Below are 14554 nucleotides of genomic sequence, written 5' to 3' on the forward strand. Positions count from 1 at the left end.
CTCCACTGTTCGTCAGTGATCTCTCCGGTGATGGCGGGGCGGATGCGGGCCGGGGCGAAGGCTGCGGCCGCGAGTGCGCCGGCGGGTAGCCCGTGAGGCGATCTCGTTGTCAGCGGACCAGCGCCGCAAGACGCCGTCGACATCGCAGAGTACGGCGGCATACGGCATCGGAGGGTGGGGCGGGCGGTGCTGAGCCATGCCCGCAGTCTGCTGTCCCGCGCGGTGCGGGGAAGGTTCATCCGGCCAGGACGACGGGGCGCATGGGTGCACCATGTGCGAGGACGCCGGTGAGCAGGTCGACGAGACCGAGCGGGTAGACGGTCTCGGCCGTGGCCCGCAGTTCGGCAAGGGTCCACCAGCGGTGTTCGCGGATTTTGTCGGGCTGCGATGCCCGGGCCAGGTCGACGTCGGCTGCGGAGACTCGAGTGAGGAAGTACTTCTCCACCTGGCGTACCTCACGGCCGCCAACGAGGTGGACCTTGCTGCGCTCCGCGAGCTGCGCCCCCCAGTCCGACCACCTTCTCGTCGATACCGAGTTCTTCGCTCAGCTCGCGGAGCGTTGCCGTGGCGTGGTCTTCCCCGTCCTCCCATGAACGATGCGGGCCTGGCGAGAATGGCGAGATGGATCATCGTTTCGTCGGTATCCCGGAGCTGACTGACCTTCCGCGCGTCGCGGTCGTCGTCGACGTGATGCGGGCCTTCACCGTGGCTGCCTGGGCGTTCTCGCGTGGTGCCGAGAAGATCGTTCTGGCCTCGTCCGACGGTGAGGCACTGGCCCTGAAGGAGAGTCGTTCAGGTTGGCTGGCGCTGAAGGACGGTGCTCCGGCCGCGGGCTTCGACACGTTGAACTCACCCGGTCTGGTCAGGTCGTTCGATCTCGCTGGTCGCACGGTGGTGCAAAAGACGACAGCTGGAACCGTCGGCGCGCTGGCCGTCGCGAGTGCGCCGCTGGTCTTGTGTGCGAGTTTCGTAGTGGCTGGCGCGACAGCGCGGTTCCTGAAGACTGATGGTTTCGGGCCGGTGACGTTCGTGGTCACCGGCGATGATGGCCAGGCCGCTGAGGACCTGGCCTGCGCTGAATACATCGGTGAGCATCTCGCCGGAGGCGATGCCGAGGCGGCCCCGTATCTCCACCGTGCAAGGACTTCCCGGGCAGCCGCCGAGCTTGCCGACGGAGTACAGCGCGGATACCAAGGTGTTCATCCCGACGATGTCGACCTGTGCCTGGAGGTGGACAGGTTCTCCTTCGCGATGGTCGCTCGCCAGGAAGATTCTCTGACCGTGCTGCGTCCTGCTGCGGTGCCTGGCGAGCCGGCCGAGGCCCGCTGACCAGCTGCCGCTATCGGGGTCATCCCGCTTTGGCGGGTTCCTCCGCTCGGGCTCGGGTGCCGGCGAGGCGGTAGGAGTCGGTGCCGGTCTCGATGATGGTGCCGTTGAAGGTGAGGCGGTCGACGATGGCCGCGCAGAGGCGGGGGCCGGTGAAGGTCTTGGTCCAGCCTCCGAACGACGCGTTGGAGGCGATGGCGGCGGTATTTCGGAATACAAGATCCGCGGCCGGACAGGTGCACGAAGGGTGCCGCCCGGCGGATGCGTTCAGCACCGCCCCGTCGTGCCACGCCCTGGCGGCCTTGGCGACTTCCGCCAGATAGTCGCCCTGCTGGCCGCTCGCGAGGCCGCACGACCCAACATCCCGGCAGCAAACCGGGACGTTTTCCCCTGCGCAGAAGCTGAGACGGTCCTACGACAATCGGCACGACACGATGAGCCGCCGTTCACTACTGTCACAGAGGAAAGGATGTGGACATGGCACTGGTCAAGAAGGGATCGCGGCTCCTCACCGTGGACGGCGCCACCTACCGGTGGCGACTTCGCGGACGGCCGACCTACGACCAGGGTCTGGTCATGTCACCCCTTGCCTATGCGGTAGAACACGCCCAGATGCCCGGCACCACACTGGTGATCACCACCAGCCAGCCGCATCCGGCAACTGGTTCGGAACAAGCGGCAGCCCGGTCCTGCCCGCCCAAGTGGCTGACAGCATCCGGACGGCTCTCGCCGCCGGCTGGACACCCGAGAAGGCCGGCTCACCCCTCCACCTCGACCAATCAGCTGGTTTCGTCTCGTCCCACTGAACCGCCCACAGTCAAGGAATCACCGCCCCAGCCACCGGTGAGTCCTTCGGCTTTACGCTCCCCGCGTTCCCAATTGGTTCACTCCGATTGGCATGACTTTGTGTTGCTGGGCACCGAAATAGGGAGAAGCAAGCACACTTGAGCCGACGAAGGAGACAGCCCGGCCGTCATACCTGGCCCCACCAGATCGTTTTCAGACGGTCCGGTGTGAGTGGATGAGGCCGAGGACAACTGGAGTGCATGCTGCCGGTGAGAGGATTCGAGGCCGAACTCGCAAGCAAAAGCAGGGGACTTCCATGAGATCCATATCGGTCTGGGGCGCTGCGGCCGGGGTCGCCGCCGCTGCTGCTGTCACCGCTGTCACCGCGCGGGCGGTGGCCGCCGGAGTACGCCGTCAGCCGGATCCTGTGCCTCTCGAGGTGCTGCGGCGCGAGCCGGAGGGCGAGGAGGTGTTCCTGTCCCGGCCCGATGGGACGGTGTTGCGGGCCGTCGTGGCGGGGGAGGGGCCGCCCGTGGTGCTGGCCCACGGTTATGGCGTCTCGCTCCTGGAGTGGAACCTGGTGCAGGCTGAACTGGTGGCGAAGGGGCATCGTGTCATCGTGTTCGACCAGCGGGGCCACGGGGGCTCGACGTCCGGTTCGGACGGTATCGGGTCCCGCCCGATGGCGGGGGACTACCTGGCGGTGCTGGAGCACTTCGACGTACGGGACGGGGTTCTGGTCGGGCACTCCATGGGCGGATTCGTCGCCCTGCGCGCCCTGCTGGACCATCCCGCCGCTGCCCTGCGGCTGCGCGGTCTGGTGCTGTTCGCGACCTGGGCGGGCCGCATCTACGAGGGAGCGCCGCACAACCGGCTCCAGATCCCGCTGCTGGAGACAGGGCTTCTTCAGCAGCTGGCCCGCACCAGGACCGGCGGAACCCTCTTCGGAGCCGCCCAGTGCGGAAAACGTCCCTCTCCGGCCATGATCGACGTCTTCCTCGACGTGTTCCTCCGGCAGGACCACATCCCCCTCGTGCCGATCGTCCGTGCCTTCGCACGCGAGGACCGCTATCCGCGTCTGGCCGAGATCACGGTTCCCACCGTCGTCATGGTCGGCTCCGCGGACCGAAGTACGCCGCCGAGCCACGCCCGCCGCCTCACCGCCGGGATACCGGGCGCTCGTCTGGTGACCGTGCCGGACGCCGGACATATGCTCAACTGGGAGAACCCGGACGCCCTGGTGGAGGCCGTCCTCTCCCTGCACGAGGCCGGCCGTGCCGACTGACGTTCCCACGACAATGGCCGAGAGCACGGTCTGATTGCCGCGTCGTTACCGCTCGGCTGAAGGGCGAGGAGCCGAGTCGGTCGAGGCGAACAGGTGCACCGGGTCGCTCTCACCGCCGGCCCAGCGCGTCACCCGGGCCGCCCCCGGCTCCGTGCGCACGGAGTGATCGGAATGAGCTGGGTGCGGGTGGTGGACGCCTCGGCGATGCTGCCTACCGTGGTGCGAGGCAGGACCAACGCCCACACGATCATGATCGTGAAAGGGCCGCAAACATGATCCGGCGTCTCCTGTCACCGGCGTGACGGCGACGCCCCAGCGGACCCGCAGCCGGGTAGCAGCGACGGCAAGAACGACCGCCGTGCGACGTCCCGAGCCAGGACGCCTCACAACCTTCCGCCCGCGTGGAGGCCAGCTTGATCAGCTCACCCGTGGTCCGCATCGGAGGCCCGGCCACGGTGGTTCGGCACGCAACTGCCGTCCGATTCCACGTTGCAGAGACAGATGTACGAACGCGCCAACTTCGATCTCCTGCGACGCCGCATCACCATGATCAAGAAGCCGCCACCCCCAAATCAGCGACAGAGCCGCTTTTCCGTGAGGTGGTCCCGATTAGTGACCAGTGGGTTCTTCGAGTGCCTCGAGGATTCGTGGCACTTCCCGACGCCACTGGTCGGCGTCGGCACTGTCCACCCATCCCGTCGCCATTTCTGATCCGTCCTGTAGTACCCGGTCCAGTGCGAGCCTGGCCAACGCGCGGAGTGATGTCGGTATTTTGGGCAGTGGGCCCCTCAGACCGTCATCTGGATCGATCGAGATGGGGCTGTCCGGGATGGTGCTGGCGATGAGGACACCAGCAGCAACGGCTTCAGCGCCGTCTCCGCCATCGAGGCGTGCTCCTGAGCTGGTGACTCGTTGGAATGCCCGCTCAAGCACATCGATGGCCAGAGTGGCCACCGATCGGGTGACGGACGTGTCCATAAGACTCGAGCCCGCTGCAGGTGAGGACGCAGTCAACGCCTGCGAACTGTTCATCCTGCAGAGTGGCTGCTGAAAACGCTCAGTCCCTCAAGCTCATCGACGAAGTCTGCGGCGAGATCGCTGTCGAACGGGCCGGTTCCCCACGTTCCCATGCATGGCTCCTGGTATGGCTGTCTCGGATGGAGACAGGATTCCAGGCGCCTCTGACATCGGTCATGGGGCGAGGAGGACTCGCTTGCGGAGGAGCGCGAAGCTGGCACGTCCGAACATCTGGCGGAGCAGTCGGCCAGGACGGGTCTTGAGCCGGAGTTGTTCGTACTCGGTGGGGGATTCCGGCTTCAGGCGTTGGTGCAGCCCTCGTCCAGGCAGGGCGGGTGGCAGGGACAGGGTGGGGCAATCGTCCGCAGTGCCGCATGACGGCCTTGAGGCTGCCCGGGGGCGTAGCCGAGGTTGTGTTGCGCCTCCCGCCTGGTGACCAGGCGGGAGGCGCAACAGTGAGCCGAGGGGGGCAACGGGGACCATCGCGGATCGGGGAGGTGCGCGCCCGGGACATGGCGGCAGCCTCGGCAAATGCTGCCGCTGTGGCCGCCGGCGGGCGAACGCGCATCGTGCACGATGTGCGGCCGGCAGCGCAGTCGGCGCAGGGTACCAGCCCACGTTCTCGCCGTGGCCGCCGGCGATCAGCAGGGCGATCAGCCGTACCCCGCAGGGCGGGCAGTCCGGCGTCGGCGCACTCAGCGCGTCGGATCTGGACGCGAGGCAGCGCAGCAAGCGGAAGGCGTTCGCACCGCTCCATGCCCGCGCCTTCTCGACGAACTCCTGCGCCTGCTTCATGCCGAGGGACTCTCCGACGGCCAGAATCAGCAGGACGACGATCCGGTCACGGGCCCCGGCCAGGTCCTCGCGCAGCCGTACCTGGTCCGGGGTCAGGTACTTCCTCACGGCGCACCCGGGCGCCGGATCGTGGTCCGGCGCTCCGTCAGCGGCAGCGGTGCCTCCTCGCCGCCCGCGGTCTTCTTCACCTGCGCGTTGACGACCGTCGGCTTGATGAGGTCGTTCGGGGTACAGCCGAAGATGTCGCACAGCGCGACCAGGGTGTCCATGCTCATCCGCTGCGGGGGCTGCGTCACCAGCCGGTAGACCTGCTCACGCGACAGGCTCACCCCGCGCTCCGCGAGCAGCGGCACGAGGTCCGAGGTGTGGAATATCTCCTGCTCGGCCATGATCTGCCGCAGCCGCCACTCGTAGCCCATTTTCTTGATCATGTCAGGTCCCAGTCGTCGCCGAGCCGGCGCTTCAGCGAAGCCTCCAGCAGGTGGTTGCGGTACTCGTCGGAGACACCCATGTAGATGGCTGTCGTCGAGCCGTGGGAGTGGCCGACCTGCTCCTGCACGAACCGCGCGGGGTAGCCAAACTCCGTCAGGTGCGTGATGTAGCTGTGGCGCAGACAGTGCAGATCGAGGGCTCCATCCAGACCGGCCGCGTCCCGAGCTGTGGTGAAGGCTTCGTTGATCGAGCGCGGCGACATCCGCCCGGCCCGCTCGGTCACCCACAATGCCGGATGCCGGCCCGGCGCCAGCCGGGACGCACCTCATGCACCCACTCGCCAGGATGTCGACCACCCAGTCCATCTCCGGCACCAGCAGCACGGTCCGCCGCTTCGGTGGCGCCCCCTTGGACGACTTCCCGTACCGCACCGCCAGCGAGCCGAACTGCCCGAACTGCGGGCTCTTCCGATGCCGTCGTAAGTCCACCAGGTCGACCATGGAGGACTCGGTGCGCCGGGTTCCATAGGCGTAGATCGCCTTCAGCACCGCGGTGTCACGCAGCGCGGTCAGCGTCCCCCTCCGCCCGTGTCCGCGGATCTGGGCCGGTCGGGCATCGGCCGCGTCGAAAAGGGCCTGGACCTCGTCGTAGGTCAGCGGCCGACGCCGCGGGTCGCCCTCGTACTCCAGCGTGTGCACCACCGAGTTGGCCTCGTGAAAGACAACCTGAGGTGCCTGCCCGAACCGCTCCCGGCAGGTGTCCACCCATCCGTACCAGCGGTCCAGCAGGTACTCCACGAACAAGGTGATCGTCACCTCGTACGTCCGCGCCGTCGACATACGAATCGGATTGGCGCCGCCACGCAGGTGCACGATGAACGCTTCGCCGTCCGCTGGAGTCCATTGCCACGGGTACAGCCCCGTGAACCTCGAACCTATCGCTACCGTCCTGGTCGCGGCTCCGCTGTGACGCGGCCATGGCAAGGGAGTTGGGGGAATGATCAGCGGAAACGGCGTTTCCGGCGAGCCGCAGGATGTTGCATCAACTGCAATTCATCGCGTTTCTTGTACTTCCCCCAGGCGCGGGCGCCGGGGCGGTAACGGTCGTTGAGCCGCTTGAAGCACAGGCCTTCCAGCCCGGCCGCCGTCCAGTTCAGCCACTGGCGGGCGGTGTCCGGGTCGGTGGTGGACGGGCACAGCGTGAGCGGCGCGGACAGCTTCGCGTCGGCGAACAGTTCCTCCAGGGCCGCCCGGCGCGGGATGTAGGGCCAGGAGGTCAGATCCGTGCCGCCCAGGTGGAGAAGGTCGAAGACGACGAAGTGCGCGGGCCACTCGGCAGCGGCCCGGGCGGCGCCGGCGCCGCGGCGGACCAGACGCTGCTGCAGCCGCTCGAACGCCAGCTTCCCCTCCTCCCACACCACCAGCTCACCGTTTAGGTGTGCTGCCACGTCTGTCTCATCGACCGCCCACTTCCAGGAGGCCGTATGCGAGGTGGAGCAGGTCTGCCAGGTGCAACACCCGTCCATCGAAGCCTGGGAGGGGGACATGAAGCGGCTGCGTCCAGCGGGCGGGGATGGCGTTCAGCCCGTAACACGCCCCCGCGAGGCCTCCGGTGACCGCGGCGACGGTGTCTGTGTCGCCGCCGAGATCGATTGCCGCGCGTATCGCGTCTTCGAAGCTGGTGGTAGTGCGCAGGGCCCAGACGGCGGAGCCCAGGCAGGGCCAGACGGCACCGTTGAACTCGGTCGCCTGATCGGGGTGCCAGTTGGGCGAGAGGACCGTGGCGTAGCGGCTGCGGTGGTCGGGGTGGACGAGAGTCAGGATGTCCGGGAGCGCGGTGAGGGGGTCGGTGTCCTCGAACGTGACGCGGATGAGTTCGTGGAAGATCGCGGTTCCTTCCCAGGCCGCGCGATCCCCGTGAGTGAGGGCAGCGATGCGGCGGGCCGCGTCCATGGCGGCTTCTTGGCCGGCGGCCGCGAAGTGGACCGCAGAGGTCGATGCCCGCATCAAGGAGCCGTTTCCCGCTGCGCGCTGGTTGACCTGGAAATGGATCGCGGCGGCGAGGTCCCAGGGCATGCCGTTGGTCAGGACGTCTTCGGTCTGCAGGCCGATGTCCTTGGGGTCTGATGCTGCCCACCGCTGGAAGCGGGCGAAGATGTCCGGCAGATCCAGTTCGCCCCGCTCCAGCAGCGACTCTGCGACCAGGACGGCCATCTGCGTGTCGTCAGTGGCCTCGCCGGGGTCCCAGCCACCGCCTCCGCACATCTCGCCACCGGCACCAGGCACGGGAAACCGCGCGGAGAACGCTCCTTGGGGACCGAACTCGAAGGGGCCGCCCAGGGCGTCACCCACCGCTGAGCCGACGACCGCGCCAGCGGCCCGCTGAATCCGCTCCATTCGCGCAGGTTATCTGTGCCGCGCTGACGGCCGGACGGCCCTGTTCCTTCTTCGGCTCCCTGAACCATCGGCGGCGAACGCCTCTCGTCTACAGAAGGGCGCCACCTGAGAAGACACCGTGGGTCTGAGACACCCGCACAGGCCACATAACCCCATCCAGACCCGTGTCGCTGAGCAGCTGCGCGACGGCCGCGGCCCGGATCTCCGGGAACGCGGCCGTCATGGCCGTGACGTGCCGCGAACGGAGCAGGACCTGCTCGCCGCGGTAGCGGGCGAGCTGGGCGGGTAGCCGTCCTCCTCCAGACTTTGAGGTGCTCATGACACATCTGCTCGCGCCTGGCCGCCGCGGGTCACCCGGTTTGGACCGCCCTCGACATCGGCGCTGGGACAGGTAAGAGGTCGTATGCATACCGATCAGCGGGCTTGGAATTCGAACATGATCTTGATCGGAAATTGTCGCCCGGCCTCGGCGAGGTCTGTGGTGTCGGGCGGGTACGGTGCCTACGTCGGCGAGAGTGGTAGCGGTGGTCCGCCACACGGGCGGTGATGTGCGACCGGCGCGTTTCGCCCCGGCGACAGTGGCAGGGATGACCGGCAGGAGAAGTGCGGTGGCAACGGTGATCTCCCCGGTGGAGAGCAGCCGGGTGATCTTCTGGGCGTCGAGCTTGCCCAGGAAGGTGTAGGTGGCGTTGGCGAACTGCTGGAGTTGCTGAGCGGTGGCTTGGTCCGCGTTGTGTTTCGACAGGCCAGAGTTGAGGAAGAGCGCACCGACGGTGAGCCTGCGTGGCAGTTGCCGCGCTGTGGAACGCCATGCCGAACCGGCGCGTCGATCGTCGGACCGTACATCAAGCCCTCTTCGCTGCCGGATGGCGGCACCGAGTTCACGATCGAGCCCAGCGCGTTTCACGAGGCGTTCTGTGCCTCTCCCAGACGCGGAGGCGGCGTTCATGACGATCTCCCAGCGCCCGCTCTCCGAAGCTGCGTTCGGTGAGGAAGCGCCAGCCCCGGCTTGGCGGACACGCCCGTCGTGGGCGGTCCTGCCGACGGCCGACGGCGTGATCCATCCAGATGTTCATCGCTTCTCATACGACCGGATGGGGCCGAAAGTCAGCGTCGCCGAAGGGGCGTCAGATGTGGTGATGCTCCTGCGCCCAGCAGTCGTCGCTGACGTCGTGCGCGACGCAGTGCGGAGCTGTGCGCCGATCGCCTAGATATCACGCAGCGGCCTGGCGGCTGCCTGCCGCTGCGGCACGAGGGTTGCCGTGCTGCCACCCGCCCGGGTTACGCGCCACAGGCCCCGCGATGTACGCCAGCCCGACCACTTTGGCCACCGCTGGTTAAGGCGGTCTGCGATGTCTGGGTGGCCGAGGGTGCGTGCCTGGCCGCGATCCGCATCTGCGCCGCTGTCAGCAACGAGAACGCCACGGTCGATGCTTACGGGCCGACGACGGTGGCGAGGCGCGAAGAGTCACGCTTGGTTATGCTTCCGACGCGAAGGGTGGTGAGCGATTCATGGTCACGCGCGGATTCACGGGCCGTCCTCGACGTGCGGAAGGCGTGGTGCCCCCGGGGCAGTACGTCACCGACGACTTCCCGGTGCTCACGGCGGGTCCAACGCAGCATGTACCGACCCGGGCGTGGGAGCTGGTGGTCGCCGACGGGACTGCGGAGAGGACCTACGCGTGGGAATCGCTGCGCGGTCTGGGCGTCGTGGACCTGACGACCGACATCCACTGTGTCACGCACTGGTCCAAGCTGAGGACGACCTGGCAGGGTGTTCCGGTGGCGGCTGTGCTGGAGGACGCAGGGGTGGCCGACGAGCCCTACGCGCTGGTGTCCTCCTACGGCGGCTACACCACGAATCTCTTGGTGGAGGATCTGGTGAACCGCGACGCGATCGTCGCGGTGGGCTACGAGGGCGGTCCCATCCCCGCCGAGCACGGCGGGCCGGTCCGGCTGCTGGTGCCGCATCTGTATCTGTGGAAGTCCGCCAAGTGGCTGCGCGGGATCCGCGTGATGCCCGAGGACGAGCTGGGATTTTGGGAGAACGCCGGCTATCACCACCGCGGTGACCCGTTCCTCGAGCAGCGCTACTACGGGGACTGACCGATCAGCCATGCCACCGCGACTGCGACCTGTTCAAGGCTGGCGACCCGTCACCGTCGCCGGTACAACGCGTGAAACCGCCTCGGCGCGCAGCATCCGGTTCACCGCCGCCGACTGGCCGGGTCATGTGGCCGGCCAGCACATCGACATCCGGCTGACCGCCGAGGACGGGTACCAGGCCACCCGCAGCTATTCGCTGTCCTCCGCGCCTGGCGAGGCGCCGCAGATCACCGTGGAACGCGAGGACGACGGCGAGGTGTCCCCCTACCTGGTCGACATCGCCACCGACGGTGATGCCCTGGAGGTCAGGGGGCCGGTGGGGGGCTACTTCGTCTGGCAGCCCGACGACGACGCACCGCTGCTCCTGGTGGCCGGCGGCTCCGGCATCGCGCCGATGCGCGCGATCTGGCGTGCCGCCCGCGCTCACGGCACCCCCGTGAGACTGGTGTACTCCGCGCGCACCGCCGACCGGGTCATCTTCGGCGACGAGCTGAGCAGTCCCGATGGGCCGGAGACCACCGTTCACCTGACCCGGGAACGGGCGTCGGGATTCGAGTACGGCCGAGTGAGCGCGGATCAGCTGAGCGCGCTGCTCGGTTCCGGGGGCGTTCGCGAGCCTCGGCTAAGGGCTTACGTGTGCGGCCCGACCGCATTCGTGGAGGAAACTGCCCGCGCATTGATCGGCGCTGGCCTGGCCGCTGACCTGTTGAGGACAGAGAGGTTCGGATAGGAGCCCCGAAGTGAACGCAGAGGAAGACCTTCTCTCGGCGCATCCGGAGGACAGTCACGTGGACGGCAACGCCGTCGCCGGGGCGATATCGCTGGTTCTGGGCCGCGAGGCAACCACGATCGTCCTGGAGTGCGCCGAGTGCGGCGATCGGCACCGCGTTGCCGAGACCCGGGTCTACCTGCGCTGTCCCGGCATGGTGGTGCGTTGTCCAGCGTGCTCGGCATGCGAGGCGCTGCTCGTCGACCGATCCCACCGGCTTCAGCTCACCCTGATGTCGATCCGTACCCTGGAGCTGCCGTGACCCCCGCCCCGCCATATGACGATCGCGAGGCGGTGGTCGAGCGACGTGCTCAGGCAGTCCGGTTGCTGAGATGTGCGGATCTCGTCGACGCCCTCGGCCGGATCGACCGGCACCACGCGCACATACTCGACCTCGTCACACCGACGCCAGGCCGTGTCCTGTTCGGGCCGGCAGCCACGATCTCCTACTTCCCCTCCTGCTCGGCGATGGTGAAACCCGAGTCCCACAACTTCGGCGCCCTGTTCCGGCAGGCGGTGGGTGTCGACGCCGACGATGCCGGGGGCACGGTGCTGGTGCTGGCGAGTAACGGCTGTCGCGACACCTCCGTCGGCGGCGTACCAAGCTTGCCCTGTTGGCGCATTACCACATGGCCGGTGTCCTCACCGATGCACGGCTGCGTGACTTCGATGAGCTGCGCACCTACCCGTTCGCGGCCTGCTGTTCCGGGGCGGCCGTGCGATGGGGTGGCGACGTGATCACGCCATACCGAGCGAACGTGCCGGTTGGGGTCGCGGGGGTGGGCGTGCTTCCCGGACAGTACGTCTTCGCCGACGACTCCGGCGCGGTCGTGATCCCCGAACCCGACATCGATGCCGTGCTCGCCGGAAGCCCTGACGGTGCGCAAAGAGGACGCCGAGTTCCGTGCCCAAATCGCCCGGGAGCGCCCGGCCGGCAAAGTCGGCACCGACGGGCGGCAGGAACGATGACGCACGAGGACAACGAGGGCGGGCTTCGGGTCGCTTCGCCAGAAACCGGTCCACGATCACATGTTTGGGTGGATTGTCGTTAGCCTGCAGTTGTACGGCTGCTCGGCACCGCGCGGTGCTGGACGAGCTGCGCGCAGGAGAACCGGACCGGAAGCGCTGCGCGATCGACTCGGTGAACTTGCGGGCGATTGCCGACGTCCCTGACAGGGAGCCGCTATGACCACACCCCGCGACTTGATGATCATCGCCGTGGACGTGGAGCCCAGCCGCCCTCTGGAGCAAGGCGACCTGTCGCTTGCGCTGGCGGGAGCCGAGTTGATCGACCTGCTGGCCGCCGGGACCATCAGGCTGGACGGCATCCAGGTCATGCCGGGCCACGGGACGGCCCTGTCCGATCCCCTGCTGGACCAGGCTGCGGCGTCGATCGTCCGAGAAGCACCATACGAGTCGATCGCCGCCTGGCTGTGGCGCCGAGGCCGCAGCCTGGCCTCGACCTATCTGGCATCTCTCGAGGCGGAAGGGCTACTCACGCGGCAGCGTCGCCGCTGGACGTGGACGCCTTTCCGGACCGGTCGGCTGATGCCAGTCGACTCGCCCGATCGCCACCGGGTGAGGGACCGCTGGGCCTCCCAGGAGCCCGTGCTCACCGCCCTTGCGATGGCCGCCGGGATCGGCGGCAACCAGGAGACCCGAGACGCCCCGAGCGGGGCCGGCGACGCGGCGGAGACCGTCCTCGCCGCGGTCCATGACGCGGTGAGGGAACTGGAGGCTGTACGGCAACGGCGGGCCATCGAGCAGGCGGCCTTCGACAACGTCTGGCGAGGCGACTGACGACAGCATGCGGGGCTGGCTGGTGCGGGCGTAGGACGGACGGTTCATGCCCGTGCCCGGGGCAGTCGGCCGGGACGCTTCTCCGGCCAGCGCGGAGCGTCTGCGGCCAGGCGCCTCGACAGCCTGATCACAGCGGCCCACACACCATCTGGGCATGGTAGTCCAGGCGGCGTTCATGGTCGCGGTTGAGAGGCGGCGTGAGCGGGAGAGCCAGCTCAGCGTTCGCTCCCCACCCACCTGCGTGGCCAGTACCACAAATCCGGTCCCGGCCGGGGCGGGCCGCCGCCGGTCCAGTTACAGGGCGGTGTCGATGTCGCGTGCACTCCAGCCGTCGGCGCGTGCTCCGCCGTCGTGGAGGAGGTCGTCGAGGAGCGCGGACGGGCTCCAGCGCAGATTGTTCCTGACTGGCCGTGCCGACGGACGCCGACAGGCCGGAACCCTCGACCGTCGGTAACCGTTACGATGACCGACGGACCGAAGGCGCCGACGCCCACCGTCCCCGGGCCAGCGAGGGCCTTCTTTCTGTCTGTGCCCGGCCACTCCGAGGCCGGGAGCCACCATGCCTGACTGGTCCTGCAGGGTCACCGGCGCCGCCTCGCCGCGAGCGTACGTCCGCCCACCCCCGGGTGATCGCGCAGGACGGCGGCGATGACCAGGGCGGCCTGGTCCTTCAGGGTGCGCAGCCAGGGCGTGATCTTGTCCTGGGCGCTCCACCGGTCCCAGGTGCACATGGTGTGGGCGGCTTCTTCCAGCAGGTCCCAATTACCGTGGCGGACGGCGTATGCGCAGATGCTGTGTAGCCAGACCACGACCTCTGCGGCCTCGCCGAACTGCACTGTGTGGGTGTCGCCGTGTACATGCTCTGCCAGGGCGTGCAGGAGGGGGCGGGCCCGGGCGGGGTCCTGTGCGAGGGCCGGTCCGGCCTGCTGCGGGTCGAGACGGGTGAGCAGGCCGGTGTGAAGTTCGTAGTCCTCGGGGTGGTCACCGATCAGGGTCAGCAGAGCGTCGACGGCTGCCGAGTCGCCGGTGCCGGCGGCTCGGACAATGCCTGGGCAGCCGGGAGGGGGTCTTCGGGGATGACCGCGTGTTCGCGGTCGATCAGGCTGAGGAGGTCGCTGACGGTCTGGGGGCGGCGTTGCGGATCCGGGTGGGTGGCCGCGCGCACGACGGGGCGCCACGGGCCGGGAGGAGGCAGCAGCGGCAGGTTGGTCTCCGGCAGTGTGCCGGTGAGGGCCCAGGCGATGACTCTGCCGATGCCGTAGATATCGCAGGATGCCGTGGCCTCATGGGGGGCCCGAACAGTTCCGGGGCGGCGAACCCCTCGGGCGTTCCTCCGGGTCGGATGCCATCGCGCGATTCAGTACCGTGTCCACGCCTTGGGGAAGGTCATCACGGTAATCGGACACTTTCGGCTTGGCTGCGGACATGTGGGCCCAAAGGGTGGCGGCGTCGTCGTCGCGGGCGAAGGGCACCTGGCCGGTAAGCGCCTGGAACATGACGCATCCCAGCGAGTAGATGTCTGTCCGTCCGTGGCGGCGCGGCCGGCGATCTGTTCCGGCGCGACGTACGCGATCGTTCCGAGGAAATGGCCGGTGGTTGTGAAGCCGGTCAGACTTGCTGACCGTTTGGTCAAGCCGAAGTCCGTCAGGTAGACATGGCGCGCAGGAACTGGCTGGTCTGCGCCGGAGAGAAGGATGTTGCCGGGTTTGACGTCTCGGTGGACCAATCCCACTGAATGCGCGGCGTCCAGTGAGCTTCTTCGAGTTGGCCATCGATCAGGTGATGACTTGTGAGGCGCAACGAGCGAGGCCCCCGGGCTGTTGATCGAGATGTCTGACGTCT

General features: G+C 68.1%; 21 protein-coding genes and 1 pseudogene. 10 read left to right on the forward strand and 12 right to left on the reverse strand.

What is annotated here, in order from left to right; genetic code table 11:
• Positions 1–235 precede the first annotated feature (235 nt).
• Positions 236–445, reverse strand: a complete 210-nt coding sequence (locus tag AB0412_RS33405) for a hypothetical protein (protein WP_366406347.1) — start codon at positions 443–445, stop codon at positions 236–238.
• A gap of 10 nt (positions 446–455) precedes the next feature.
• Positions 456–623, reverse strand: a complete 168-nt coding sequence (locus AB0412_RS33410) for an NUDIX hydrolase (RefSeq protein WP_366406368.1) — start codon at positions 621–623, stop codon at positions 456–458.
• On the opposite strand from AB0412_RS33410, the gene AB0412_RS33415 reads away from it, so the two are divergent.
• A complete protein-coding gene (locus tag AB0412_RS33415; protein ID WP_366406348.1) occupies positions 622–1329 on the forward strand; it encodes a 2-phosphosulfolactate phosphatase in 708 nt (235 codons plus the stop codon). The two genes, AB0412_RS33410 and AB0412_RS33415, sit on opposite strands and share 2 nt — an antisense overlap.
• A 19-nt stretch (positions 1330–1348) precedes the next feature.
• Here AB0412_RS33415 and AB0412_RS33420 read toward each other — a convergent pair.
• Positions 1349–1537 (reverse strand): annotated as a pseudogene (locus AB0412_RS33420) (ATP-binding protein); the annotation flags it as partial.
• 891 nt (positions 1538–2428) lie between these two features.
• Here AB0412_RS33420 and AB0412_RS33425 point away from each other — a divergent pair.
• Positions 2429–3397 carry an alpha/beta fold hydrolase gene (locus AB0412_RS33425; RefSeq protein WP_366406349.1) on the forward strand — a complete coding sequence of 323 codons (969 nt, stop codon included), beginning with the start codon at positions 2429–2431 and terminating at the stop codon, positions 3395–3397.
• A 609-nt stretch (positions 3398–4006) separates the two neighbouring features.
• On the opposite strand, the gene AB0412_RS33430 is transcribed toward AB0412_RS33425, so the two are convergent.
• The 4 genes from AB0412_RS33430 to AB0412_RS33445 form a co-directional block, all read right to left on the reverse strand.
• Positions 4007–4429 (reverse strand): DUF4259 domain-containing protein, encoded by a 423-nt coding sequence (locus AB0412_RS33430; RefSeq protein WP_366406350.1) that lies wholly within the window; start codon positions 4427–4429, stop codon positions 4007–4009.
• Positions 4426–4527 (reverse strand): DUF4259 domain-containing protein, encoded by a 102-nt coding sequence (locus AB0412_RS33435; RefSeq protein ID WP_366406351.1) that lies wholly within the window; start codon positions 4525–4527, stop codon positions 4426–4428. Before AB0412_RS33435 ends, AB0412_RS33430 begins: the two co-directional genes overlap by 4 nt.
• A 786-nt stretch (positions 4528–5313) precedes the next feature.
• A complete protein-coding gene (locus AB0412_RS33440) occupies positions 5314–5640 on the reverse strand; it encodes a helix-turn-helix transcriptional regulator (protein WP_366406352.1) in 327 nt (108 codons plus the stop codon).
• Positions 5637–5924, reverse strand: coding sequence for a tyrosine-type recombinase/integrase (locus AB0412_RS33445; RefSeq protein WP_366406353.1), 288 nt, complete (start codon positions 5922–5924; stop codon positions 5637–5639). Before AB0412_RS33445 ends, AB0412_RS33440 begins: the two co-directional genes overlap by 4 nt.
• A 62-nt stretch (positions 5925–5986) precedes the next feature.
• Between AB0412_RS33445 and AB0412_RS33450 the strand changes: the two genes are divergently transcribed.
• Entirely contained in the window at positions 5987–6169 is a 183-nt protein-coding gene (locus tag AB0412_RS33450; protein ID WP_366406354.1) for a hypothetical protein, read from the forward strand.
• Positions 6170–6641: 472 nt separating this feature from the next.
• Here the strand turns inward: AB0412_RS33450 and AB0412_RS33455 are convergent, their stop codons facing one another.
• Together AB0412_RS33455 and AB0412_RS33460 are read right to left on the reverse strand one after the other, a co-directional pair.
• Entirely contained in the window at positions 6642–7088 is a 447-nt protein-coding gene (locus AB0412_RS33455) for an ATP-dependent DNA ligase (protein WP_366406355.1), read from the reverse strand.
• A gap of 7 nt (positions 7089–7095) precedes the next feature.
• Positions 7096–8037 carry an ADP-ribosylglycohydrolase family protein gene (locus tag AB0412_RS33460; protein WP_366406356.1) on the reverse strand — a complete coding sequence of 314 codons (942 nt, stop codon included), beginning with the start codon at positions 8035–8037 and terminating at the stop codon, positions 7096–7098.
• 947 nt (positions 8038–8984) lie between these two features.
• Here AB0412_RS33460 and AB0412_RS33465 point away from each other — a divergent pair.
• From AB0412_RS33465 to AB0412_RS33495, 7 genes are all read left to right on the forward strand, one after another.
• Positions 8985–9248, forward strand: a complete 264-nt coding sequence (locus AB0412_RS33465) for a hypothetical protein (RefSeq protein WP_366406357.1) — start codon at positions 8985–8987, stop codon at positions 9246–9248.
• A gap of 301 nt (positions 9249–9549) precedes the next feature.
• Entirely contained in the window at positions 9550–10143 is a 594-nt protein-coding gene (locus AB0412_RS33470; RefSeq protein ID WP_366406358.1) for a molybdopterin-dependent oxidoreductase, read from the forward strand.
• Positions 10144–10153: 10 nt separating this feature from the next.
• Positions 10154–10873: an FAD-binding oxidoreductase gene (locus tag AB0412_RS33475; protein WP_366406359.1), complete on the forward strand. Its 720-nt coding sequence runs from the start codon at positions 10154–10156 to the stop codon at positions 10871–10873.
• Positions 10874–10883: 10 nt separating this feature from the next.
• The gene (locus AB0412_RS33480) at positions 10884–11174 is read left to right on the forward strand and encodes a DUF6510 family protein (protein WP_366406360.1); all 291 of its coding nucleotides are present in this window, start codon (positions 10884–10886) and stop codon (positions 11172–11174) included.
• The gene (locus AB0412_RS33485) at positions 11171–11650 is read left to right on the forward strand and encodes a hypothetical protein (protein WP_366406371.1); all 480 of its coding nucleotides are present in this window, start codon (positions 11171–11173) and stop codon (positions 11648–11650) included. Before AB0412_RS33480 ends, AB0412_RS33485 begins: the two co-directional genes overlap by 4 nt.
• Complete coding sequence (locus AB0412_RS33490; RefSeq protein ID WP_366406361.1) at positions 11542–11964, forward strand: hypothetical protein; 423 nt, start codon at positions 11542–11544, stop codon at positions 11962–11964. Before AB0412_RS33485 ends, AB0412_RS33490 begins: the two co-directional genes overlap by 109 nt.
• Before the next feature lie 133 nt (positions 11965–12097).
• A complete protein-coding gene (locus AB0412_RS33495; RefSeq protein ID WP_366406362.1) occupies positions 12098–12712 on the forward strand; it encodes a GPP34 family phosphoprotein in 615 nt (204 codons plus the stop codon).
• A 581-nt stretch (positions 12713–13293) separates the two neighbouring features.
• On the opposite strand, the gene AB0412_RS33500 is transcribed toward AB0412_RS33495, so the two are convergent.
• The 3 genes from AB0412_RS33500 to AB0412_RS33510 all read right to left on the reverse strand — a co-directional run.
• Positions 13294–13548, reverse strand: coding sequence for a hypothetical protein (locus AB0412_RS33500; RefSeq protein WP_366406363.1), 255 nt, complete (start codon positions 13546–13548; stop codon positions 13294–13296).
• A gap of 521 nt (positions 13549–14069) precedes the next feature.
• A complete protein-coding gene (locus tag AB0412_RS33505; protein ID WP_366406369.1) occupies positions 14070–14444 on the reverse strand; it encodes a protein kinase in 375 nt (124 codons plus the stop codon).
• The coding region (locus AB0412_RS33510; protein ID WP_366406372.1) for a hypothetical protein at positions 14357–14554 on the reverse strand (198 nt) is incomplete at its 5' end. The genes AB0412_RS33505 and AB0412_RS33510, both read right to left, overlap by 88 nt.

Source organism: Streptomyces sp. NPDC052012, assembly GCF_040689265.1.
Classification (GTDB): Bacteria; Actinomycetota; Actinomycetes; order Streptomycetales; family Streptomycetaceae; genus Streptomyces.